Here is a 22,263-nt window from a genome sequence, read left to right on the forward strand (position 1 = left end):
CCCGATGGTGGTGAGTCAGTCACCGGATGCATCAACTGATACACCGCTATCGGGGGCAAGTCGAATCGTCGCACCGCCCCTCCCACATTTTTACCGAGTTCACTCAGGAACCTTTGTTGCCTTTCTCATGTGTCGGGTCGTAGACCTTGGTCAGGTCGCCGCCGAGGCGGAAGGTCTTGAACGGCTGCATCCCGTGCTTGCGTTCGAGTACATCCGGCGCGCAGGTGTAGAGGGTGCAGAAGGGTTCGAGCCAGGCGAATTTCATGTCTTCCTTGAGATCCTTCATGTCCTGTTCCTTGCCGTTCTTCTGTTCGAAGATCTCCGGATCCTTGACCCCGGCCAGCACCTTGTCGCCCAGGCGCTTGAGCGCGCCGTTGTTTTCCTGGCGCAGGTCAACCCCGTTGACCAGGGCAAAACTGGCGATCATCGACAGCGGCGGCAGCGCGTAGTTGTGGTACGACAGGGCGCGTTGCTGACGCTTCAACTCGTTGGGCAAAAAGCCCTGGTCATCGACCTGGTTGACGCCGACCTTGTATTCCTTCACGGCCCAATCAAACAGGTCGCGACGGTTGGTGGCGATGGAGGTTGCCATCACCGACCAGGCGGCCCAGTAGGAGTGGTTGTTGGTTTTTTCCAGCGGCAGGTTGTCCCAGTCGCTGACCACCTGGTCCGCCAGCTTGTTGAACCAGGCTTCGATCAGTTGCGATTCCTGCTGGTGGTTGGCCAGCGGATGCGAGTCGGAGAACTTCAGGCGGACATAGGCCGAGGCCATGCTGCCCAGTGCCCATTTGCGCATGGACTTGCCGGTGTGGTTGAAGTCCTTGGACATCAACGCGTCAGCCTTGGCCCAGCTGGTCAACCAGTTGAGCGTGCATTCCAACTGCTCCGGACGACCGTCGCGCATGAACTGCATCACGCGCTTGCTGGTGTCTTTTTCCAGCTTGGTGATGTCGGCGGTGCTGTCGCGAAAGGCTTTTTCCGACTGCACATTCAGCGTGGAGCGGGCCTTGTCGGAGCCTTCGTACTTGCTGCGAAATTGCAGTGGGCCGGTGTACGGCGTGGGCATGGCATCGCAGTCATTTTTGAAATCGCCGGTCTTGAACGCTTCAATCGGTGCGAAGTAGCCCTGGGGCGGACGCAGCGGCGCGGCGGCGCTGGCCGCGCCGGCGAAGATCGCCAGGCCCAGTAACGATGGAATCAGTAACTTCTGCATAGGTAACCTCATTGCCCGAGTGAGGCAGTCTTCTGACCGCCGCTTGGGAATACGTTGCGTGTGCAAATTTTCGCTTCGACCTTCTGCGCGGCAGCGCCCGCTTCGGGGCCCTGCACTTCCACGGCCAGCAAGTTCTGCGAGGCCCAGTCTTCATCGGTGCGCAGTTCAAAGGCGAAACGCCCGTCTGTATCGGATGTTTCGGGTTTCTCGATCTTGATGTCCTCGTGGCGCCCGTTCATGTACCAGAGGGTGGCTTGCAAGGTTTTCACCGAGGGATCGGCGAAGCGGATATCGACCTGATGGTTGGCATTGCGCAGGTCTTTGTTCGAACTGTTAACCAGCAATTCGTTCTTGCCGGGTTTCAAGGTGGTGCTGGCGCTCATCTGCGCGGTCTTGCCTTCGCAGCCGTTGTCCAGCAGCGCCATCATCTGGCGGTAGATGGTTTCCTGGTCGAGTCGATACAGCGGCGAGAATTCCCAGATCAAGATTTTCGGTGGGGTTTTCTGGAATTCGTCGCTGCCCAGGTACTGGATCATCGAACCTTCCAAACCACCGCCGGGGAAGGCGACGTTGAGGATGTCGGCACCGATTTCCTCTTCGAGGAAGCCGGCGAAGTTGTAGTTCTTGCCGCTGTGGCTGGTGCCGACCAGGGTGATCTGCGGGTTGCCCGAATCGCTGAACAGGTCGCCGTCGCCCGCTTCGCCCTTGGGCTCGGTGGTGAACTGGTCCATGTACTGGATCGCGTAGCTGGTGCCGCACAGTTGCCCGGCCATGTTGTGCAGGGTACCGGTCTTGCCCATGCGTCCGGAGCGCTTGGTCTCGAACTCACGCTTGGGAATATCGGCGAACTCCGGCATCGCGCGCACTTTGGCACCGACGATTTTCGCGGTGCGCTGGGCGCCATAGGGGGTCCAGTGCTGGTCGCCACGGAAGTAGAAATCGTGGGCCGGCAATTCGTCCGGCAGTTGCTCGTTGGTCAACGGCGACAAGTCCGGCACCACGTAGCCCATCTTGGCGAAGCGGCCGAGCATGGTCTTGTAGTTGCTCAGGGCCTTGTCGAAATCGAACGAGGCTTTTTCTGCCGGGTTGAGCTTGTTGCGGTTCACCAGGCCACGGGTCGGCTGGTAGACCACCACCAGTTCCACGCCTTTGGCCTTGAACGCATCGTGCAGTTGTTGCATGCGTTTGTAGCCGGCGGGGCTGGTGTCGAATTCGGTGCGCAGGTCTTCCTGGGTACGGAACAGCCAGTCGCCCTGGGCTTGTACCAGGGTGGTGAAGTTCTGCTGGTAGCGCGTGGTGTAGTTCTTCGCGTCGTGGGCGGCAGGGCACAGGCTGCAGCACGGCTCGGCGGTAAAGCTCGGCGCCTTGATTTCATCGGCGCGCACGCCCTGGCTGGCCGCGAGCAGGCCGAGGGTCAGACCCGAGAGGCTCAGCAGTTTGATCATGTGTGGGTGCATAAGGGTCATCCTCAGTCCTGCATTTCGGTCTGGCGTTCGACAGGGTCGATCAGCACGGCTTTCTGCTGGCGCACCAGCAGGTCGAGAATTTCTTCCTGACGATCGCCCAGCACGCCGTTGAAGCTGATGCCGCTGGATTTGGTCGGCGCCAGCATCGACACGCGATACAACTCGACACTCAACGGCGAGTCGATCGACAGCGGGCCGCTGCCGTTACCGGCCAGCTCACCGCCGACCACGATCAGCGAGACCTTGGCGTCGAACGGGTCGAGGGCAATGTCACGGTCGGTGTCGGTCAAATCCTTGATGTGGCCGTACACGCCGGTCAGGCCGTTGGCCATCGAAGTGTTTTCGTACAGGCGAATGTTCACGCTGTTACGAATCCGGATGCCGTGGCGACGGTTGGCGATCACCTTGTTGCCCCACAGCAGGTTGTCACCGCTCTCATAGAGGGTGATGCCGTCGGTATGGTTGCGGTAGATCTCGTTGTCGGCGATCAGGTTGTTCACGCTGTTACGGTCGATCACCAGGCCCGAGAGCTTGTTGTCATAGCTGCGGTTATTGAAGATGAAGCTGTCGTTCACTTCCCGGGAAATGATGATGCCGTGCTTCTTCTTGGTGCCGTAGACGGTGTTGTCCGCGATGATCAGGCCGTGGGAACGGTCATGGGGGTCAATGCCGTAGACGATGTTGTCTTTGTAGGTATTGCCCTTGACCACAAAGCCTGTGGTCTCGTAGCAATAGAAGCCGTACCACATGTCCGAGAACTCGGAATCGATGATCCAGCCGGTCGGCTCAGGGCGCTTGAGTACCTTGGCCATGTTCGGCGTGTACTGGGAAATACTCACCCCGTACGACTTACTGTTGGCGTAGCCGAAGCTGGCCATCTTGGTGTTGGAGATGTAAGTCTCGGTGCCGCCCCAGGCCAGCAGGAACGGGCGGAATTCCTTGGGCGACTGGAAGGTCGCCGGGCCGTTGGCCTTTTCTTTCCAGCCGGTGACCTTGGTATCGCGCACAAACAGTTGGCCGTCGTTGATCAGGAACGAGCCGGCTTCCTGGGACATGCGCAGTTCTTTGGTCTGCTTGTCGATTTCCAGGATGCCCTTGCGCCCGACCACGATCGGCAACTTGGACAGGAACACGCCCGGCGAGGTTTCGCTCAAGTACTGCTTGGGCACTTTACCCAGCAGGTCCTTGAGGTTCATGTAGCCGTCGTCGACAAAAATGGCCTGGGGAATGCCGTGTTGGCGCACCACCCATTCGGCCATCTTGTTGTCGCCGCCGATGAAGTCCTTCAGGGCGTCTTCCTGCATCATGCGGCGGATGCTGATCTTGCCCGGCTTGGTTCTGACGATTTTCTTTTCCATCGCCGCGGCGGTGTAGCCCGACAGGTCCGGCAGGGCAGGCTTGGCCATTTCCAGCGGCGCGGTCGGCGGGCTGGAGATGGTGTAGGTCTTGGCCTGTTGCAGTTCTTTGGCGATGGTCGGCGCCTTGACCGGCTGCGCGGTATCGGCGAACGCTGTGGCACTGGCCATCAGCATCGCGGTCACCAGCAGGCATCTGCCTGTGAAGGGGTGAGCAATCATTGCGCGGGCTCCCATCAGAACTTCCAAATCACGTCGACAAAGGCGCGATGCATGTACGAGTCGACTTGGCTGCCATAGGCGTCGCCCGGTTTGAACACACCTGCACGCAAGCGCACCAGGGCCGACGGTTCGTCGATCGAATGGCTGAGCCCCGCCGGCAGCAGGCCGGTCTTGAAGTACTTGGTGACCACCAGGTCCATCTCCTGGCCCAGGTCTTTCTTGCCGTCTTCCAGGGGCAGGGACGTGCTGGACAGGATCGCGCCGGTCACGTCATCGGTGTTGTTCTGCACGGCGTCGATGCCGTTGCTGCCGACCGGCTTGTTGCCGTCGACGCGCCAGAACTTGTGGTACACCAGGCTGGCGTCATAGTCCTCGCGCAGCTGCCAGGAACCGAACAGGCTCATGGACTGCATGTTGTTCATTTCGCCGCGGAATGCTTCGCCGAAACGGTGGACGCGGGACTGGGTACCGGTCCAGTTCGAACGGTTGCTTTGCAGGCCGTTCTGCTCGTATTCGGCACTGGCACGCGAATAGGCGGCGCCCACTTGCCACTGCGGGTCAAGGCGCAGGCGCACACCCAGGTCGGTGGCCCAGCCATTCAGGTCGTCGCTGCGCTTGGCGTTGGCCGGGCGGGTGCCGTCGGCGTTCAAGGCATTGACCGTGTCGCGGTTGCCCTGCATGCCGGTGACGCTGGCCCAGTAGTTGACGGTGTTGGTGTTACGCCAGTTGTAGGCGTCGCTGTTGGCTTCGATGCCAAGCCAGGTCAGGTCGCCGTTTTCGCGCTTGTCCAACGAGTCGGTGGGCACGCCCGGCTCGGGATAGTCGAGCTTGCCGTCGTCATGGGTATGGTGACCGCGCAGGCCGATCCACTGCCCCGGCGTCCACTGGTAGGACGCGTCGGCGTAGAAGTGCTGGCGGTCCTTGTCCTCGGGCGACAGTTCCTTGAGGTCGGTTCGGTATTCGCTGAAGCGTTCGGCTGCGCCGACATTGGCCTTGAGCAAGGTGGTGTCGAAGGTCCAGTTCAGCGCTTCGATATTGGTGTCGCGCCATTGGCCGTCGTCATTGTGCAGGCGTTGGCGACCGAGCTTGAGGATCTCGCCAGGGTAGGGCGTGAAGCCGCTGTAGCCGACCCAGAATTCGCGCATGGCCAAGTAGTTTTTCTTGGTCTTGCGGTCGTCGTTGGTGGTTTGCTGGTTTTCATCATCCGCCGACTGTTGCAGGGTGTCGGTCTCGATAATGTCGCTCGAAGCAACCGCCTGGCCCATGGCATAGGCGCTCCAGTTGCCGCTTTCGCCGTAGATCCACGGGCGCAGGTCGAGGCCGATGCCGTTGACGTCGCCGCCTTTCTGGGTGCCCAGGTCGCGGTCGTCTTCGGACTGGCCGGTGATTTTAACGTCCATGCCGAAATTCTTGGTTTCAGTCAGTGCGGCCAGGGTCGGGCACGACCACAGCAGGGCAAAGGTCAGGCCGATGCCGGCCTGCACGAATGGATTGAGCTTCATAGGGATTCCTCGCCGTCTTCTTCTTGCAGGGCGTGCAGTTGCAGCGTGCTTTGGGCCAGGGTGCCGCGCGCGGCCAGTTCCTGTTGCACCAGGCGTTGGCCTTCGGCGCGTTGTTCCGGCGTCAGCGGGGCTTCGAGCTGCGTCGCCAACTCATTGGCCTCTGGCGTGTCCTGGGCTTTAGCCAACTGGCTGAAGACATAGGCGTTCAGTGGGTCGGGCTTGGTGCCCTTGCCTTGGGAAAACAATTGGGCGATGGCGAAGTCGGCGCTGTTCTGGCCGTTACGCGCGGCGGTGAGCAAATGGTCCAGGGCTTTTTGCGAGTACACCTTGCCCAGGTAGCCACGGCGGTAGATCTGGCCGAGGTAGTAATCGGCGGCCACTTCCTTGCCTACGGCTTTTTCGAAATGCGCTTCGGCCGCCTTGGCGTCCGCCGGCACCCACTTGCCTTCGTAATAGAGCTTGCCCAGCAACAGCTCGGCGCGCGGCTGGTCGGCGGCGCGGCCGTTGTCCAGGTACTTCATCATCTGGTCGACGTCGCCCAGTTCCGGGAAGTCGTAGAGCAGTTGCGCCAGGCTGACCCAGGAAGCGGGGTAGCCGGGGGCGATTTTTTCCAGCAGGGCCTGGGCGGTCTTCTCGTCGGTCTTGCCCAGGGTTGCATCGCCCAGCACGCGGGCGACGCTGTCGACGCGCTGTGCGGTGACGGTGCCACGGCTGTAGCCGGCTTCCATTTGCTTGAGCAGCTCGGCTTGTTTTTCCGGCTCGGCTTTTTTCTGGTAGACCGTGGCCAGTTCGACGTAGCAGATGTCGGTGGTGTTCAGCGCGGCTTTGCAGATGCGCTCTACGTCATCCAGGTGCTGGTCGTAGGTGTCCTGGGTGCGATACAGCAGCACCTGGGCCAGACCGGCTTCCGGGTAACCGGCCGCCTGCCATTTGTTGATCTGCTGCTGGGCATTCACGTTGGGGAAACTGTGCGGGTATTGCAGGTACAGCATCGCCAGCGGGATCAGGGTGTTGCCTTCGCCATTGGCAAAGGCTTTTTTCAACAGGCCTTCGGCTTCATGGTGTTCGGCCTCGGTAGAGCCTGGCTTGGCCACCAGCAGGCGACCGAGACGGGCCTGGGCACGCGGCGAGGTATCCGCCGCTGCGCGGTAGGTGGCTTCGGCCTGTTTGATTTGCGCCGGATCGCGGGTGCCTACCTGGATGTCGGCCAGGCCCACCTGGGCCTCGCTGTAACCCAGGTCTGCCAGTTGCTGGTAATTCTGCTGCGCGGTGACGGTATCGCCACGCTTGAGCGCTTCATTGGCCAGGCGTTGGTCGGGCAGGCCGGCGCAACCGGCGAGGGCGATGGCCAGCGCCAGGGGCACCGGTAGGGTTCGAAGGGCGCTCATGATTAAAGACCTGCTGCCATGGCTTTATCGATCAGCCAGTTCAGGGAGGGGCCACGGTCGCTGGTCACTTCTACCGGGCGGCCGGCGTAGGTGCTGTCCAGGGGAGCATCCGGCTTGATCTGCACACGAATGTCGGAGGACAGGTCGGCGCTGTTCAGGCTGGTGCTGCTGACGATGGTGCCGGTGCGGACCTGCTCTTCGTCGGCGACCTGGAAGCTCACCGGGGTACCAGGGCGTACGTCGGCGAACTGGCGATAGGTGAAGCGTGCTTCCACATTGGCCAGGCTGCCGCGTGGCACCAGTTGGAAGATCACATCGCCCTTGCTGGCGTACTGACCGTCGGCCACCAGTTGCTGGGCCACGACGCAGTCGCATGGGGAGGTCAGGGTGCCGGTCATTTGCTTGCCGAACAGTTCTTCGACCTTGGCCGGTTGCAGCTGGTCTTCGTCGAGGTGGCCCTTGAGTACGTCGAGCATGCTGGTGCTGAAGGTGGCCAGTGGCGCGCCCTTGGCCGCAACCGCATCACCTTTGAGCAGGCTTTGCACGGTACCGTCGCGCGGCATGGTCACGTTCATGCCGGGTACGCTGACCAGGCCCGCCTGGGCGTGGGTAACGAAGTACATGCCGTACAGCGACTTGAAGACAAACCCGAACGCCGCCAGGCCCACGAGGAAGATCGCCAGGCTGAACGTCACGGCGCGCAGGCGGCCGAAGGCGCTCATGTTGCTGCCGCCATCCTTGACCTTGCGGGCCTTGGTGAAGTTGTCGCGTTGCAGGGTGGCGAGCACATCACCCATGGTCACGATGTCGCCGGACAAGTGCGAGGTGATCAGGTGGCGCAGGGTGGAAATATCCTGGGCGTCGAGGTTCTGGAACTGGCAACCGGTACGGCCGCTCTGGCGGTCGTAGGAGCGAATCTGCAACTCCACATCCATGGCCAGGCCGAGGTTATCGATGACGAATTGCAGGCGGCCCTTGTGCACTTCACCCACGGTCAATGGCTGGGTGGCGGTGAACGCCAGGCCGCCGGCGGACAGGTCGATCACGCGTGCTTCGGTCTGGGTGCGGTCAGTGTTGAAGAAGCGCAGCTTGGCCGGGATTTTGACCCGGGCATGTTGGCGCTGGGCTTCGGATTCGTGGACAACGTTGGCGTTTACTTGGCTGTTCATCAGGGCAATTTCCTAGAGTTAATTCAGGCTTGGCAGGGTCAGACCATCATCAGCAACACGGCGACGAAGATGCTGCCGGCGGAGAAGGTCATGGTCCGAGACGACCAGGTGTTGAACCAACGTTGAAAGCTGGCCAAATCGCGGGTCAGTTTGGTGTCCTGGCGGGTCCAGGACTGTTGATCAAGGCGGAAGAACACGTAGATCTTCACCAGCGCGCCCATGATCTGGTTGTAATAGAGAATCACCGGGTAGGCCGGGCCGATCTTGTGGCCGGAGCACGACAGCAGCAGGGTGAGGATCAGGCGGGTGATGCCGATCCACAGCAGGTAGGCGAGGATGAACGCGCCGCCGTACTTGAAGGTGGCGATGATCGCCACGGTCAGGCCGAGCAGGGAGGTCCACATCGACACGCGCTGGTCGAACAGCACCACGCTGGTGAACAGGCCCAACCGACGTACGCCCAGGCCCAGGGCACGGGAGTTCTGGCGCAGGTTGTTGCCGTACCAGCGGAACATCAGCTTGCGGCTGGCCTTGATAAAGCTCTTTTCCGGCGGGTGTTCCACCGTATTGATCGCGGCGTCCGGCACGTAGAACGTGTCGTAGCCCAGGCGCATCAGGCTGAACCAGCTGGACTTGTCATCGCCGGTCAAAAACTTGAAGCGGCCCAGGCGCCAGTGTTGCAGCGAGTCGCTTTCCACATCGGCGATAAAGCCTGGGTCAGTGACGACGCTGGCACGGAACACCGACATGCGCCCGGTCATGGTCAGTACGCGCTTGGACAGGGCCATGGAGCACATGTTGATGTGACGTTGGGCGAAGCGCAGTTTGTGCCACTCGCTCATGATGTAGCCGCCGCGGACTTCGCAGAACTCGTTGGTGGTCAGGCCGCCGACGTTGTCGAACAGCTGGAACCACGGCACGGTCTTGCGCACGACGCCTTCGGCAAGCACGGTGTCGCCATCGATCACGGCGACCACGGCACGCTCGTCCGGCAGGTGGCGGGAGATCGCGCGAAAGCCGAAGGCCAGGCCGTCGCGCTTGCCGGTACCGGCGATGCGCACGAAGTCGAGCTTGACGTGGTCAGGCGGGTTCATGCGTTCCCACAGGCTCTTTACCAGCAGCTCATCGGACATTTCCACCAGCGAGCAGACCACGGTGGTGGGGAAGCCGCACTCGATGGCCTCGCGAATCACCGAGCTGTACACCTGGGCTGTGGTCAGCGCGTCGATACGGAAGCTGGTGACCATCAGGAACACATGGGACGGGTCTGCGGCTTTGCCCAGCTTGCGCACTTTGCGGCGCAGGTGGGGGTAGACCACGTACAGGAACAGCATGCCGCGAAAGAAATGCGTCGCACCCATCGAGTAGCGCCAGATACCGACGGCGCCAATCAGGAAAATAAAATTCTTCGACTCCGAGTCGAATGTACTCGCCGGCAGCAGCAGGGCGAGTCCCATCAGCAGGCTGAGGAACAGCAGCCAGCCGGCGGATTGCAGTAGTACATGTTTTAACTTGGACATAAGCGTCATCCGGAAGGGAAGGAGGTTCCAGGCTGCAAGCGCTGGGGATGAAGACGCTTGCAGCCCGGAACTTGCCGTCGCTGTTACCAGCAAATACCTTCGGTGCGGCCGCTCACACTGGTGGCTTTGGACATGAAGCCCACCAGGTCGACCACTTGCTTGCCATCCGGCGCGTTATGCGCCAAGGCACGGAACTTCTCGTCACGGTTGCCGAGGATGATCACGTCGGAGTTGTTGATCACGTCGTCGAAGTCCGAATTGAGCAGGGACGACACGTGCGGGATCTTGCCTTCGATGTAATCTTTGTTCGCACCGTGCACACGGGCGTATTCGACGTTGCTGTCGTAGATGCTCAGGTCGTAACCCTTGCCGATCAGCATCTCGGCCAGTTCTACCAGCGGGCTTTCGCGCAGGTCGTCGGTACCGGCCTTGAAGCTCAGGCCCAGCAGGGCGACTTTGCGCTTGTCGTGGCCAGCGACGATGTCGAAGGCGTTCTGTACCTGGGATTCGTTGCTGCGCATCAGCGAGTTGAGCAGCGGCGCTTCGACGTCCAGGGAGCTGGCGCGGTAAGTCAGGGCACGCACGTCTTTGGGCAGGCAGGAGCCGCCGAACGCGAAGCCTGGGCGCATGTAGTACTGGGACAGGTTGAGGGTCTTGTCCTGGCAGACCACTTCCATCACTTCGCGACCATCGACGCCGACGGCCTTGGCGATGTTGCCGATCTCGTTGGCGAAGGTCACCTTGGTGGCGTGCCACACGTTGCAGGTGTACTTGATCATCTCGGCGACGGCGATGTCCTTGCGGATGATCGGAGCGTCGAGTTCTTCGTACAGCGACTGCAGGACGTCGCCGGAAGCTTTGTCGAACTCGCCGATAACGGTCATCGGTGGCAGGTCGTAGTCGGCGATAGCGGTGGATTCACGCAGGAATTCCGGGTTGACCGCGACACCGAAGTCGACGCCGGCTTTCTTGCCGGAGCAGTCTTCGAGGATCGGGATCACCACGTTGGCGACGGTGCCCGGCAATACGGTGCTGCGCACCACGATGGTGTGACGGGTGGTCTTGTCACGCAGGACAAAACCGATCTCGCGGCATACCGATTCGATGTAGTTGAGTTCCAGGTCGCCGTTTTTCTTGCTGGGCGTGCCGACGCAAATCATCGACAGGTCCGTATCGCGAATCGCTTCGGCGAAGTTGGTCGTACCGCGCAGGCGACCGTTTGCGATGCCTTGGCTCAACAGTTCGCCCAGACCCGGCTCAACGATCGGCGATTTACCGGCATTGATCAGGTCGATCTTTTCCTTGGAGATGTCTACGCCCACCACTTCGTGGCCACGGGCAGACAGGCAACCGGCACAGACTGCGCCGACGTAACCCAAACCAAATATGCTGATGCGCATCGCAATTACCTCTTTGTCATTGAAGACGGTATTTAAAACATGCCATTAGATGGCCGGAGTTCATGTTTGCAAGCGTCACAAATGCCGCGAAAGTTGGGCGAATAGACGCCGACTTGCCGCGTACAGGCATGTTGAATAACGAGTGACTAACTATTGCACTCAAGTTGTGCGCAACTTGGCCTTGTTATTGGGGCCTGCCCTCAAATGCAGCCAGCCTTCCTGGGAGAAGGGCCTGACGTCAGTGCCGCAGGGCTTTGATAAAGGCTGCAAGCCTTTAAATATCAATGCCTTGGGTTATCTCACTGACCCATTAGGGTAAGCACAGCCTTGGCCTATAGTGCGTGGCAATTCATCCTTGTCGCCGCTCTTAACTAATCGGTTGGTAAAGTGACCCCTGAGTCAAAGTTCAATGTGACAACTTCGCTACTTCCGTTGGTCGGCCATGTAAGTCATCTCTTACAGAAACAGAGAATTTCGTTACCGGTGGTATGAGCGGTGCTTTAGGACGAAGTTCCGGGCCACTCATCCTGTTTCCGGAAATTTCTTGAAATATTGGCAAAGATGGCACTGGTACTATATTGATAGCACTTGCTATTTGGGCCAGTAGTTACGGGGAGTTGGCGCGCGGGGATAGTTTTGTGCCACTAGTGATTAAAAATTGGGGTGCCACTACGAAAAAAAATCGGAAATGTCGAGTGAAATAAAATTTAGAGATACGTCAAGATATTTTTTGACGCCAAACAATTGACGATTCTTGATGTGGAATGCAGGCAAAAATGTGGGAGGGGGCTTGCCCCCGATGGCGGTGTGAGTCATACATGTGTCGACTGATTCACCCCCATCGGGGGCAAGCCCCCTCCCACATTTGGATTTCATTGTCTGAAAGAGGCTGGTACGGCCTTATTCCGGTGCGTGATCGCGCAAAAACACCAGCTTGTCCGGCTTGGACTGCTCTGCATTGAAGCGGTAGCCCTGCACCTCGAACTGCTTGAGCTGGGCCGGGTCATTGATGCGCTCTTGGATCACGAAACGGCTCATCATGCCCCGGGCCTTTTTTGCGTAGAAGCTGATGATCTTGTACTGGCCGTTCTTCAGGTCCTTGAACTCGGTATTGATGATCCGCGCGTTCAGGACCGTGCGCTTGACCGCCGAAAAATACTCGTTGGATGCCAGGTTGAGCAGCACGTCATCGCCTTGTTCGGCCAGCGCCTGGTTGAGCCACTCGCTGATGCGCGTGCCCCAGAAGGCGTACAGGTCCTTGCCACGGGCGTTGGCGAGCTTGGTGCCCATCTCCAGGCGGTACGGCATCATCAGGTCCAGGGGGCGCAGCAGGCCGTACAGGCCCGAGAGCATGCGCAGGTGGTCCTGGGCGTAGCTGAAGTCGGCATCGCTGAAGGTGTCGGCGTTGAGGCCGGTGTACACGTCGCCCTTGAACGCCAATAAGGCCTGCTTGGCATTCTCTGGGGTGAAGGCCGGGGTCCAGCTGCCGAAGCGGGCGGCGTTGAGGCCGCCGATCTTGTCGGACACGTGCATCAATTCGCTGATCTGCGCCGGGCTCAGCTGACGCAGTTGCTCGATCAGTTCCTGGGAATGGTCCAGGTATTGCGGCTGGGTGAAGCGCGCAGTGACCGGCTTTGACTCGAAGTCGAGGGTTTTGGCGGGGGAAATCACCATCAGCATGAAGTCGTCTCCTGTAATCGTGCGCGGATTCTAGGGGTTGCGGCGTTTTGACTCCACCTATGAAACCCATAGATGCCTCGATTTCTGTAGGAGCAAGCTTGCTCGCGAAAAACGAAAAGACACCGCGTTGATTCAGGATGCCCGCGTCAGCGTTAACGTATTTCGCGAGCAAGCTCGCTCCTGCAATGATCGGCTATAGTGCGCGACGACTCTGGAGAAGGAGACCCTGGTGCGAATTGCGCTTTTATTATCCGCTTGCCTGTTCTGCATGAGCGCCCAAGCGGCGCCGGTGGACGTAGCCAGCCTGGACCGTGGCACCTGGCCCGAAAAGCTCAGCAGCCCGGCGCTGTTCGATGTGGCTTCGCGTGCGGAAATCCTGATGTTTGCCCATAGCCTGATCGCCAGCGAAGCCCAGGATGACGCGGCGCTCAAGCAGCGCCTGGGGCTGAAGATCATCAACCTGGCGGCCATCGATGACCTGCGTCGCCAGCTCTGGCGGCGCTTGCTGGAGAACTACACCTTCGCCCAGCAGAGCTGTGAGGAAGATGCCTCGTTCTGCTACCTGGTGGAAAACATGGACGATCTGCGCGAGCAGGCGGGCAAGTTCGAAGTCGGCGAAAACTCCTTCTATATAGGCTGGGCCGGCCCGAGCCATGTTTTCCATGAGCGTTATCTGGACGAGCTACTGCGCAAGGCCGCGCTGTTCCCGCAGATCAGCAGCGAAGTCGCGCGTTTCGGTGATCACGAGCGCAATGGCGATGAACTCAACGACCGCCTGTTCCTGCTGACCTTCGACGGCGGGCCGGCACCGGTCAGTGGCAATACCGACTGGCTTACCGAGTACCTGCGCAAGCAGAAGATGAATGCCACCTTCTTCGTGCTCGGCAGCAGCCTGCAAAACCGTGTGGAGCGTAGTTCGGCTGCCGATGTGCAGGCGCTGTACCAGGGCCAGTGCGTCGGCATCCAGGGGTGGCAGTACCGTTCCCACAGCCATTGGGTCGACTGGCAGAGTTCGATCACCCGCAGTGCATCGCTGGCGCAGAACCTGATGCCGGAAAACTACGTGCCGCTGTTTCGCCCGCCCTACGCTCAGCGGCGTGCGGACAGCCAGGGCTTCTTCCAGGCCCAGGGCCTGCAGGTGGCGTTGTGGGACATCGACTCCCAGGACGAGCCGGGCAAACTCAAGGCCGATGAGTCGGCGCAACGGGTACTGACGCTGATGCTGTTGTGGCGCAAAGGGGTGATTGTGTTTCACGACACCCAGGACAAGGCGCGGGTGGCATTGCCGCTGTTGCTGCAGGCAACGGCGCAAAGTGGCCTGGGCTGGCAGGACTGTCACGAGGCGTTTCGTTGAAAAGATGAAGTGCCCGGCCCTGTTGGGGATGAGGCGTTTACGGGGAGATTTTGTGCGACATTTCGATGCAGGCGGACTTCCGACTTTAACGGGGTAGCTGGCACTCGGCTAGTGCTATTCGTCATCCTGAAAAATAAACTTCAAAAAACCGTCAAAGTGCTTTTTCCTGTCATGGGTTTTGCGGTATTACGAAGTCAGATCGCCGAAACCTGCAACACAGGTGGCGTCTTCCAAGACTCCTCATGTGGGCACTGCCCTTGATGTCACTCAAGGTGCGGTCGGTGGTCGAATCGAGGCGCAGCACTGTTGTGGTATTGCGTCGACTGGCTCCCACAAAGGTGACCGAGTATGGATGATCATGGACGTAACCCTTCTTCCGACCAGCCAATCCTTTATGTGCTTGATACCAATGTATTGATCCACGATCCAAACGCACTGCTCAACTTCGAAGAACACCACGTCGCCATCCCGATGATCGTGCTTGAGGAGCTCGACAAACTCAAAAGCGGGCACCACAGCGTGGCTGCCGAATGCCGCCAGGCCATCCGCCTGATCGACAAGACCCTGGGCGAAGCGTCACCCGAGGATGTTGAAGTCGGCGTGCCGATCCAGCGCGGCAAAAGCGGACCCAAGGGCTTGCTGTCGATCCTGATGAGCAAGCGCAGCGAGCCCAACAGCCTGCTGCCGGAAAACCTGAACGACAACAAGATCATCAACCAACTGATCGACCTGCACGCACGCGACAAGGACTTGCGCCTGGTGCTGGTGACCAAAGACATCAATATGCGCCTCAAGGCACGAGCGTGTGGGATCGCTGCCGAGGACTACAGTACCGACCAACTGGTCGACGACGTGTCGATGCTGTCCCGTGGTTATCACACCATGACCGGCTCGTTCTGGGACCGTGTCAGCAAGGTCGAAACCCGTCAGGACCATGGCCGCACCTGGCACCAGGTGCAACTGATCGACAACCTGCCGGCCGTGCACATCAATGAATTCATCATCGACGAACAGGGCTTTGTGGGCTGGATCAAAGAGATCCAGGTCGACAAGCTGCTGATCCTCGACCTGCATCAGGAGCCCCTGTTGCACCAGGAGGCCTGGGGCCTGAAACCGCGTGACATCTACCAGAGCCTGGCACTGTATGCGCTGCTCGATCCGGACATCCACCTGGTCAACCTGACCGGCGCCGCGGGCTCGGGCAAAACCATCCTTGCCCTGGCGGCCGCCATCGAACAGACCATGGTGACCAAGCGCTATCGGCGCATCATCGCCACCCGCAGTGTGCAGGGCCTGGACCAGGAAATCGGCTTCCTGCCGGGCACCGAAGCGGAAAAAATGGAGCCATGGCTGGGGGCGATCACCGACAACCTCGAAGCCTTGCACATGGATGACGAAAACACCCATGGCAGCGTCGACTACATCCTCAGCAAAGTGCCGTTGCAGTTCAAATCCCTCAACTACATCCGAGGCCGCAGCTTCCAACAAAGCCTGATACTGATCGATGAATGCCAGAACCTTACGCCGCACCAGATGAAAACCATCATCACCCGTGCCGGCGCCGGTTCCAAAGTGGTGTGCCTGGGTAACCTGGCACAGATCGACACCCCCTACCTGTCCGCGACCAGCTCCGGGCTGACTTACCTGACGGAACGCTTCAAAGACTTCCCCAACGGCGTGCATATCGCGCTGCAAGGGGTGCCTCGCTCGATTCTGGCCGAATACGCCGAATCGCATTTGTAAACGTGGTCAGTGTGGGAGGGGGCTTGCTCCCTCCCACATTTGTTATGCATTGGGTTTACAATCGGTGCTCCTGATCAGGAGTATCCCTGTGCTGACTCATCTCGATTCCCAAGGTCGCGCCCATATGGTCGACGTCACTGACAAGTCCGTGACGTTCCGTGAAGCGGTGGCCGAAGCGCGGGTGCGCATGCTGCCCGAGACCCTGCAAATGATTGTCGACGGCGTCCATCCCAAGGGCGACGTGTTCGCCGTGGCCCGCATCGCCGGGATCCAGGCCGCGAAAAAAACCAGTGACTTGATCCCCCTGTGCCACCCGTTGATGTTGACTGGCGTCAAGGTCGAACTGAGCGCCGATGGCGCAGACTCGGTGCATATCGTGGCGCGCTGCAAACTCTCCGGGCAGACCGGCGTGGAGATGGAAGCGCTGACAGCCGCCAGTGTCGCCGCGCTGACGATCTACGACATGTGCAAGGCCGTGGACCGCGGCATGACCATCGAAAACATTCGCCTGCTGGAAAAACTTGGCGGTAAAAGCGGGCATTTCAAGGCGGATCAGGCATGAGCATCAACGTACTGTTTTTTGCGCGCTACAGCGAAGCGGTGGGCCTGGACTCGCTGGAGATGGAGGGCGACTTCGCCACCGTCGACGCTGTGCGCCAGGCGTTGGCCAGTGATCCGGGCTTCGAAGTGCTCAACGAAGCCAGCTTGATGTGTGCCCGTAACCAGGAGCTGTGCGCTCTCGACGAGCCGTTGCAGGCCGGTGATGAAGTCGCGTTCTTCCCGCCCGTGACCGGAGGCTGAACATGGCCATTCGTGTACAGGTCGAACCGTTTGACCCCGGTGCCGAGGTCAACGCGATGCACGCGGCGAATGTGGGCGTGGGCGCGGTGGTGAGTTTTGTCGGCTATGTGCGCGATTTCAACGAGGGGCGCGAGGTGTCTGGCATGTTCCTCGAACACTATCCGGGCATGACTGAAAAAGCCTTGGCCAAGATCGCCGTCGAAGCCGAGCAACGCTGGCCGCTGCTCAAGCTCGAAGTGCTGCATCGTATCGGTGCGCTGGAGCCCGGCGAGCCGATAGTGTTCGTGGCCGCCGCCAGTGCCCATCGCCAGGCCGCGTTCGATGCCTGTGCGTTTGTGATGGATTACCTGAAGACCCGTGCGCCGTTCTGGAAGAAGGAAAGCACCCCTGAAGGCGCGCGCTGGGTGGAAGGGCGCAGCAGTGATCACGCAGCAGCGGATCGCTGGAAATAGTCAGCCGAACATAGATGCAAATGTGGGAGGGGGCTTGCCCCCGATGGCGGTGTGTCAGTCAACTTATGTATCGACTGATGCACCGCCATCGGGAGCAAGCCCCCTCCCACAATTTTGACTGCATTTCAGCTTAAGGGCGTTTGCGCTCTACAGCCCGCAGCAAGTGCGTCGGCGGTGTCTCACAGCTGATCTTGCGACCCAGCAGCGCCTCGATCGACGGTAACTGATACGAGTCATCTTCGCCGGCAAAGCTGATCGACACACCCGCCGCGCCTGCGCGACCGGTACGGCCGATACGGTGCACGTAGTCGTCCGGCACTTCCGGCAGGGTGAAGTTGATCACGTGGCTGATGCCATCGATGTGAATCCCGCGCCCCGCCACGTCGGTGGCCACCAGCACGCGAATCTTGCCTTCGCGAAAGCCTTCCAGGGTCTTGATGCGCTTGTGCTGTGGCACATCGCCCGACAGTTGCGCGGCGTTGACTCCATCGCGCACCAGGCGCTCTTCGATGCGGCGCACTTCGTCCTTGCGGTTGGCGAACACCATCACGCGCTCCCAGCCGTTGTCGTTGACCAGGTTATAGAGCAGCTTGTACTTGTCGGCACCGGCCACGGCATAAATGTGCTGTTCGACGTTTTCGCTGGCCACGTTCAGCGCTTCGATCTCGACGATGGACGGGTCGGTGGTCCACTGCTTGGCGAGGTTCATCACGTCTTCGGTGAAGGTCGCGGAGAACAGCAGGGTCTGGCGCTCGTTTTTCGGCGGGGTCTGGCGAATGATCTGGCGTACTTGCGGGATAAAACCCATGTCGAGCATGCGGTCGGCTTCGTCGAGCACCATCACTTCGACCATGTCCAGGTGCACGTCGCCGCGCTGGTTGAAGTCCAGCAGGCGGCCCGGAGTGGCGACCAGGATGTCGCAATGGCGGGCTTCGAGGTGCTTGAGCTGCTTGTCGAAGTCCATGCCACCGACGAACGTCATGACATTGAGGCCGGTGTACTTGGTCAGGTCGGCGGCGTCCTTGGCGATCTGCACCACCAGCTCCCGGGTCGGGGCGATGATCAGCGCGCGCGGTTCACCCATGTAGCGCTCTTTCGGCGGCGGGGTTTGCAGCAGCTGGGTGATGATCGAGATCAGGAACGCGGCGGTCTTGCCGGTACCGGTCTGGGCGCGACCGATGGCGTCTTTGCCCGCCAGGGTGAAGCCCAGCACCTCTGCCTGGATCGGCGTGCAGTACGGGAAACCCAGGTCCTGGATGGCGTGCATCAGTTCCGGGGCGAGTTTGAAATCGTGGAAGCGGGTCTTGCCTTCCTGGGGTTCGACGACGAAGTCTTCGAGTTTCCAAGGGGTGACAGGCGGTTTTGGCGCGCGTTCGCGGCGGGGTGCTTTTGGCTGGGGCGCCGGCTCGGGGGCGGCCTCGGCAGGTTTTGCCTGTTCAGGCGGCGTCACCGCTGGCTTTTTTTGCGAGGCGACAGGTGCGGGCCGGCCTGGCTGTTGACCGTCATGGCGGCTGCCGGGCGTGGGGACAGGAGCACTGGGAACAGGCGCGAGCGGCTCAGCCTCGCTTTTGCCGAACATCTTCTTAAGTGCTTTGAGCACGGTCATCTCATTAATTGGTTAAGGAATGTACGCCGGCCAGTGTAATGCAAGAATCGGGCGCGGCGTAGTGCGTCTGTCATACGGCTACATAAACGCGGGCTTTCAGCCCAGGCGAGCGGTCAACCAGGCGCCGATGTCGTGTATCTCCTGAGGTAACACTTCGTGGCCCATTGGGTATTCCTGCCATGTCACGGTGACACCACGGCTTTTCAAATGCTCATAAGCGCTGCGGCCCATGGCGTTCTGTACGACGTCGTCATACTGGCCGTGCAGGCACAGGGTGGGAATGCGCTGCTGGCTGGCGGATAACTCCAGTTCGTCATCGAAGGTAGGCGCGTAGGTCGAGAGGGCGATCACGCCGCCCAGGGCACCTTGCCATTTCTTGAATGCTGTGTGGAAAACCACTGCGCCACCTTGGGAAAAGCCGGCTAAGAAAATTCTTGAAGCGTCTATTCCGCTGCTTTTTTGCTCCTTGATCAAATCCGTGACCATGTTGGCTGACTCTTTCAGCTCTTCCAGGCTGATCGAACGAGCCGGGCTCATGGCCTTGATGTCGTACCAGCTTGGCATTTCGTAACCACCGTTGATGGTCACCGGGCGAGTGGGCGCCTGGGGCAATACAAAGCGGGTCGACGACAAGGTTTCCTGGAGTGCCTCGGCCACCGGCAAAAAGTCGTAGCGATCGGCACCCAGGCCATGCAACCAGATTACGCAGGCGTCTGCGGGCTTGGCGGGCTGAATAATCAGGGGTTCGGTCATGGTTGCTCCATCTATGTGCGTGCGCTCCGATTGAGTGCATCGGAACGGTGCGCGACAGGTTGATCTGTTAAGAGAATGTCGCAAGGTTGAATGTTTTGCTATTGACCATGGGCTGAAACGACTCAGCCGGTACTCTGGTACGCGCCTTGCTATGTGTAGGTCGATGTCAGAACTTTCCTAGGGCGGTAACACTATCAGTGACTGCCGCCTGTGGGATAGCAACTGGAATTACCGCGACAACTTCATGCTGCTTGGCCCCAAAAAAAGCCAACACGGGTCAATATCGCCTCACAAGGGTGCGCTGAAGTTTTAGCTCCGACACAACAAGAGCAACTGGAGGTTTGAATGAAGGTATTGAAATCCACCCTGGCCATCGTAACCGCGGCCGCTGTACTGGGTGTCAGTGGTTTTGCCCAAGCCGGCGCCACCCTGGACGCCGTGCAGAAGAAAGGCTTTGTGCAATGTGGCGTGAGTGACGGCCTGCCGGGTTTCTCGGTACCGGATGCCAGCGGCAAGATCCTCGGGATCGATGCTGACTATTGCCGCGCTGTGGCCGCTGCCGTGTTTGGCGACGCCACCAAGGTCAAATTCAGCCAGTTGAACGCCAAGGAGCGTTTCACCGCGCTTCAGTCCGGCGAAGTCGACATCCTGTCGCGTAACACCACCATGACCAGCTCCCGCGATGCGGGCATGGGCCTGAAATTCCCAGGCTTCATCACCTACTACGATGGCATCGGCTTCCTGGTGAACAACAAGCTGGGCGTTAAAAGTGCCAAGGAACTGGACGGTGCAACCATCTGCATCCAGGCCGGTACCACCACTGAGCTGAACGTTTCCGACTACTTCCGTGGTAACAACCTGAAATACACCCCCATCACCTTCGACACCTCCGACGAAAGCGCCAAGTCGCTGGAATCGGGTCGTTGCGACGTGCTGACCTCCGACAAGTCCCAACTGTTCGCCCAGCGCAGCAAGCTGGCCTCGCCGAAGGACTACGTGGTTCTGCCTGAAACCATCTCCAAGGAACCGCTGGGCCCGGTCGTGCGTAACGGCGACGACGAGTGGCTGGCTATCGTGCGCTGGGTTGGCTACGCCATGCTCAACGCTGAAGAAGCCGGTATCACCTCGAAGAACGTCGAAGCTGAAGCCAAGTCCACCAAGAACCCGGACGTCGCGCGTCTGCTCGGTGCTGACGGCGAATACGGCAAAGACTTGAAAGTGAAGAAAGACTGGGTCGTACAGATCGTCAAGCAAGTCGGTAACTACGGCGAAGTGTTCGAGCGCAACCTGGGCAAGAGCACCCCGTTGGAAATCGACCGTGGCCTGAACGCGCTGTGGAACAACGGCGGCATTCAATACGCACCACCTGTGCGCTGATCGCTGATGGTTCTATCACCCGGTGGGCCAACCGCCGGGTGATGTTCTGTTCCATTATTTCCGGGGCACTCCATGCAAAATCAAATTGGCGCACACAAGCAGAAGCTCAGCTTCAGCGATCCCAAGGTGCGTGCGTGGCTATTCCAGATCGTCACGATTGTGGCGGTGGTCTCGCTGGGCTGGTACCTGTTCAACAATACCCAGACCAACCTTCAACACCGGGGCATTACCTCGGGTTTCGACTTTCTTGAGCGCAGTGCCGGCTTCGGCATCGCTCAGCACCTGATCGACTACACCGAATCGGACAGCTATGCCCGGGTGTTCGTCATCGGCCTGCTCAACACCTTGCTGGTGACCGTGATCGGTGTGGTCCTGGCGACCCTGCTCGGCTTCATCATCGGCGTGGCGCGTTTGTCGCCCAACTGGATGATCAACAAGCTGGCGACCGTGTATGTGGAAGTGTTCCGCAACATCCCGCCGCTGCTGCAGATCCTGTTCTGGTACTTCGCGGTGTTCCTGACCATGCCGGGGCCGCGTAACAGCCACAACTTCGGCGATACCTTCTTTGTCAGCAGCCGTGGCCTGAATATGCCGGCCGCGCTGACCGCTGATGGTTTCTGGCCGTTTGTGGCCAGTGTGGTGCTTGCCATCGTGGCGATCGTGCTGATGGCGCGTTGGGCCAACAAACGCTTTGAAGCCACCGGCGTACCGTTCCACAAGTTCTGGGCGGGCCTGGCGCTGTTCATCCTGATCCCGGCGTTGTGCACCTTGGTCTTCGGCGCGCCGCTGCACTGGGAAATGCCCAAGCTGCAGGGCTTCAACTTCGTCGGCGGCTGGGTACTGATCCCTGAACTGCTGGCGCTGACCCTGGCGTTGACGGTGTACACGGCGGCGTTTATCGCCGAGATCGTGCGCTCGGGCATCAAGTCCGTCAGCCACGGCCAGACCGAAGCCGCGCGCTCCCTGGGCCTGCGCCCAGGGCCGACGCTGCGCAAGGTCATCATCCCGCAAGCCTTGCGGGTGATCATTCCGCCGCTGACCAGCCAATACCTGAACCTGGCGAAAAACTCTTCGCTGGCCGCCGGTATCGGTTATCCGGAAATGGTTTCGCTGTTTGCCGGCACGGTGCTCAACCAGACCGGCCAGGCCATCGAAGTCATTGCCATCACCATGAGCGTGTACCTGGCGATCAGCATCAGCATTTCCCTGCTGATGAACTGGTACAACAAGCGCATTGCGCTGATCGAGCGGTGAGGAAACGC

Annotated in this window: 18 protein-coding genes; 7 read left to right on the plus strand and 11 right to left on the minus strand. The window is 60.0% G+C overall.

The annotated features are described in order from the left end of the window. Window positions 1–103 precede the first annotated feature (103 nt). The 9 genes from ACODSV_RS20365 to yaaA form a co-directional block, all read right to left on the minus strand. Window positions 104–1,213, minus strand: coding sequence for a mannuronate-specific alginate lyase (locus ACODSV_RS20365; protein WP_093235455.1), 1,110 nt, complete (start codon window positions 1,211–1,213; stop codon window positions 104–106). Window positions 1,214–1,221: 8 nt separating this feature from the next. After that, window positions 1,222–2,670, minus strand: a complete 1,449-nt coding sequence (locus tag ACODSV_RS20370; RefSeq protein ID WP_150054418.1) for an alginate O-acetyltransferase — start codon at window positions 2,668–2,670, stop codon at window positions 1,222–1,224. A gap of 11 nt (window positions 2,671–2,681) precedes the next feature. Beyond that, the gene (algG, locus tag ACODSV_RS20375; protein ID WP_150054419.1) at window positions 2,682–4,271 is read right to left on the minus strand and encodes a mannuronan 5-epimerase AlgG; all 1,590 of its coding nucleotides are present in this window, start codon (window positions 4,269–4,271) and stop codon (window positions 2,682–2,684) included. Beyond that, on the minus strand, window positions 4,271–5,758 hold the full coding sequence (locus ACODSV_RS20380) for an alginate export family protein (RefSeq protein WP_150054420.1): 1,488 nt from the start codon (window positions 5,756–5,758) through the stop codon (window positions 4,271–4,273). Before ACODSV_RS20380 ends, algG begins: the two co-directional genes overlap by 1 nt. Continuing rightward, window positions 5,755–7,146, minus strand: coding sequence for an alginate biosynthesis TPR repeat lipoprotein AlgK (gene algK, locus ACODSV_RS20385; protein WP_150054421.1), 1,392 nt, complete (start codon window positions 7,144–7,146; stop codon window positions 5,755–5,757). The genes ACODSV_RS20380 and algK overlap by 4 nt, the downstream gene beginning before the upstream one ends. Before the next feature lie 2 nt (window positions 7,147–7,148). Continuing rightward, window positions 7,149–8,315: an alginate biosynthesis protein Alg44 gene (locus ACODSV_RS20390; protein ID WP_024073557.1), complete on the minus strand. Its 1,167-nt coding sequence runs from the start codon at window positions 8,313–8,315 to the stop codon at window positions 7,149–7,151. 38 nt (window positions 8,316–8,353) lie between these two features. Continuing rightward, a complete protein-coding gene (gene alg8 / locus ACODSV_RS20395; RefSeq protein WP_162163588.1) occupies window positions 8,354–9,835 on the minus strand; it encodes a mannuronan synthase in 1,482 nt (493 codons plus the stop codon). 83 nt (window positions 9,836–9,918) lie between these two features. Next, a complete protein-coding gene (locus tag ACODSV_RS20400) occupies window positions 9,919–11,235 on the minus strand; it encodes a nucleotide sugar dehydrogenase (RefSeq protein WP_150054422.1) in 1,317 nt (438 codons plus the stop codon). A gap of 900 nt (window positions 11,236–12,135) precedes the next feature. Beyond that, window positions 12,136–12,915, minus strand: a complete 780-nt coding sequence (gene yaaA / locus ACODSV_RS20405; protein ID WP_150056412.1) for a peroxide stress protein YaaA — start codon at window positions 12,913–12,915, stop codon at window positions 12,136–12,138. Between the two features lie 229 nt (window positions 12,916–13,144). On the opposite strand from yaaA, the gene ACODSV_RS20410 reads away from it, so the two are divergent. The 5 genes from ACODSV_RS20410 (at window position 13,145) to moaE (ending at window position 17,265) form a co-directional block, all read left to right on the plus strand. Then, on the plus strand, window positions 13,145–14,269 hold the full coding sequence (locus ACODSV_RS20410; RefSeq protein ID WP_024073561.1) for a polysaccharide deacetylase family protein: 1,125 nt from the start codon (window positions 13,145–13,147) through the stop codon (window positions 14,267–14,269). Between the two features lie 348 nt (window positions 14,270–14,617). After that, complete coding sequence (locus ACODSV_RS20415) at window positions 14,618–16,012, plus strand: PhoH family protein (protein ID WP_024073562.1); 1,395 nt, start codon at window positions 14,618–14,620, stop codon at window positions 16,010–16,012. Between the two features lie 88 nt (window positions 16,013–16,100). After that, on the plus strand, window positions 16,101–16,574 hold the full coding sequence (gene moaC, locus ACODSV_RS20420) for a cyclic pyranopterin monophosphate synthase MoaC (protein ID WP_150055853.1): 474 nt from the start codon (window positions 16,101–16,103) through the stop codon (window positions 16,572–16,574). Continuing rightward, a complete protein-coding gene (gene moaD / locus ACODSV_RS20425) occupies window positions 16,571–16,813 on the plus strand; it encodes a molybdopterin converting factor subunit 1 (protein WP_150055854.1) in 243 nt (80 codons plus the stop codon). Before moaC ends, moaD begins: the two co-directional genes overlap by 4 nt. Before the next feature lie 2 nt (window positions 16,814–16,815). Then, window positions 16,816–17,265, plus strand: coding sequence for a molybdopterin synthase catalytic subunit MoaE (gene moaE / locus ACODSV_RS20430; protein ID WP_150055855.1), 450 nt, complete (start codon window positions 16,816–16,818; stop codon window positions 17,263–17,265). 130 nt (window positions 17,266–17,395) lie between these two features. Here the strand turns inward: moaE and rhlB are convergent, their stop codons facing one another. Together rhlB and ACODSV_RS20440 are read right to left on the minus strand one after the other, a co-directional pair. Further along, entirely contained in the window at window positions 17,396–18,871 is a 1,476-nt protein-coding gene (gene rhlB / locus ACODSV_RS20435; protein ID WP_024073566.1) for an ATP-dependent RNA helicase RhlB, read from the minus strand. Window positions 18,872–18,967: 96 nt separating this feature from the next. Beyond that, entirely contained in the window at window positions 18,968–19,624 is a 657-nt protein-coding gene (locus ACODSV_RS20440) for an alpha/beta hydrolase (RefSeq protein ID WP_150055239.1), read from the minus strand. Between the two features lie 345 nt (window positions 19,625–19,969). Here ACODSV_RS20440 and ACODSV_RS20445 point away from each other — a divergent pair, with 345 nt between their 5' ends. Both ACODSV_RS20445 and ACODSV_RS20450 read left to right on the plus strand, forming a co-directional pair. Then, window positions 19,970–21,001, plus strand: a complete 1,032-nt coding sequence (locus ACODSV_RS20445) for an amino acid ABC transporter substrate-binding protein (protein WP_024073568.1) — start codon at window positions 19,970–19,972, stop codon at window positions 20,999–21,001. 72 nt (window positions 21,002–21,073) lie between these two features. Beyond that, on the plus strand, window positions 21,074–22,255 hold the full coding sequence (locus ACODSV_RS20450) for an amino acid ABC transporter permease (protein WP_069075299.1): 1,182 nt from the start codon (window positions 21,074–21,076) through the stop codon (window positions 22,253–22,255). Window positions 22,256–22,263 lie beyond the last annotated feature (8 nt).

The organism is Pseudomonas sp. FG86 (assembly GCF_057808775.1).

Coding starts and splice junctions, on each gene's coding strand:
- ACODSV_RS20445 (WP_024073568.1), top strand. CDS start 19,970: ATGAAGGTATTGAAATCCACCCTGGCCATCGTAACCGCGGCCGCTGTA.
- ACODSV_RS20440 (WP_150055239.1), bottom strand. CDS start 19,624: ATGACCGAACCCCTGATTATTCAGCCCGCCAAGCCCGCAGACGCCTGC.
- moaE (WP_150055855.1), top strand. CDS start 16,816: ATGGCCATTCGTGTACAGGTCGAACCGTTTGACCCCGGTGCCGAGGTC.
- ACODSV_RS20400 (WP_150054422.1), bottom strand. CDS start 11,235: ATGCGCATCAGCATATTTGGTTTGGGTTACGTCGGCGCAGTCTGTGCC.
- ACODSV_RS20450 (WP_069075299.1), top strand. CDS start 21,074: ATGCAAAATCAAATTGGCGCACACAAGCAGAAGCTCAGCTTCAGCGAT.
- ACODSV_RS20390 (WP_024073557.1), bottom strand. CDS start 8,315: ATGAACAGCCAAGTAAACGCCAACGTTGTCCACGAATCCGAAGCCCAG.
- rhlB (WP_024073566.1), bottom strand. CDS start 18,871: ATGACCGTGCTCAAAGCACTTAAGAAGATGTTCGGCAAAAGCGAGGCT.
- moaD (WP_150055854.1), top strand. CDS start 16,571: ATGAGCATCAACGTACTGTTTTTTGCGCGCTACAGCGAAGCGGTGGGC.
- ACODSV_RS20365 (WP_093235455.1), bottom strand. CDS start 1,213: ATGCAGAAGTTACTGATTCCATCGTTACTGGGCCTGGCGATCTTCGCC.
- ACODSV_RS20370 (WP_150054418.1), bottom strand. CDS start 2,670: ATGCACCCACACATGATCAAACTGCTGAGCCTCTCGGGTCTGACCCTC.
- ACODSV_RS20415 (WP_024073562.1), top strand. CDS start 14,618: ATGGATGATCATGGACGTAACCCTTCTTCCGACCAGCCAATCCTTTAT.
- alg8 (WP_162163588.1), bottom strand. CDS start 9,835: ATGTCCAAGTTAAAACATGTACTACTGCAATCCGCCGGCTGGCTGCTG.
- algK (WP_150054421.1), bottom strand. CDS start 7,146: ATGAGCGCCCTTCGAACCCTACCGGTGCCCCTGGCGCTGGCCATCGCC.
- ACODSV_RS20380 (WP_150054420.1), bottom strand. CDS start 5,758: ATGAAGCTCAATCCATTCGTGCAGGCCGGCATCGGCCTGACCTTTGCC.
- yaaA (WP_150056412.1), bottom strand. CDS start 12,915: ATGCTGATGGTGATTTCCCCCGCCAAAACCCTCGACTTCGAGTCAAAG.
- algG (WP_150054419.1), bottom strand. CDS start 4,271: ATGGGAGCCCGCGCAATGATTGCTCACCCCTTCACAGGCAGATGCCTG.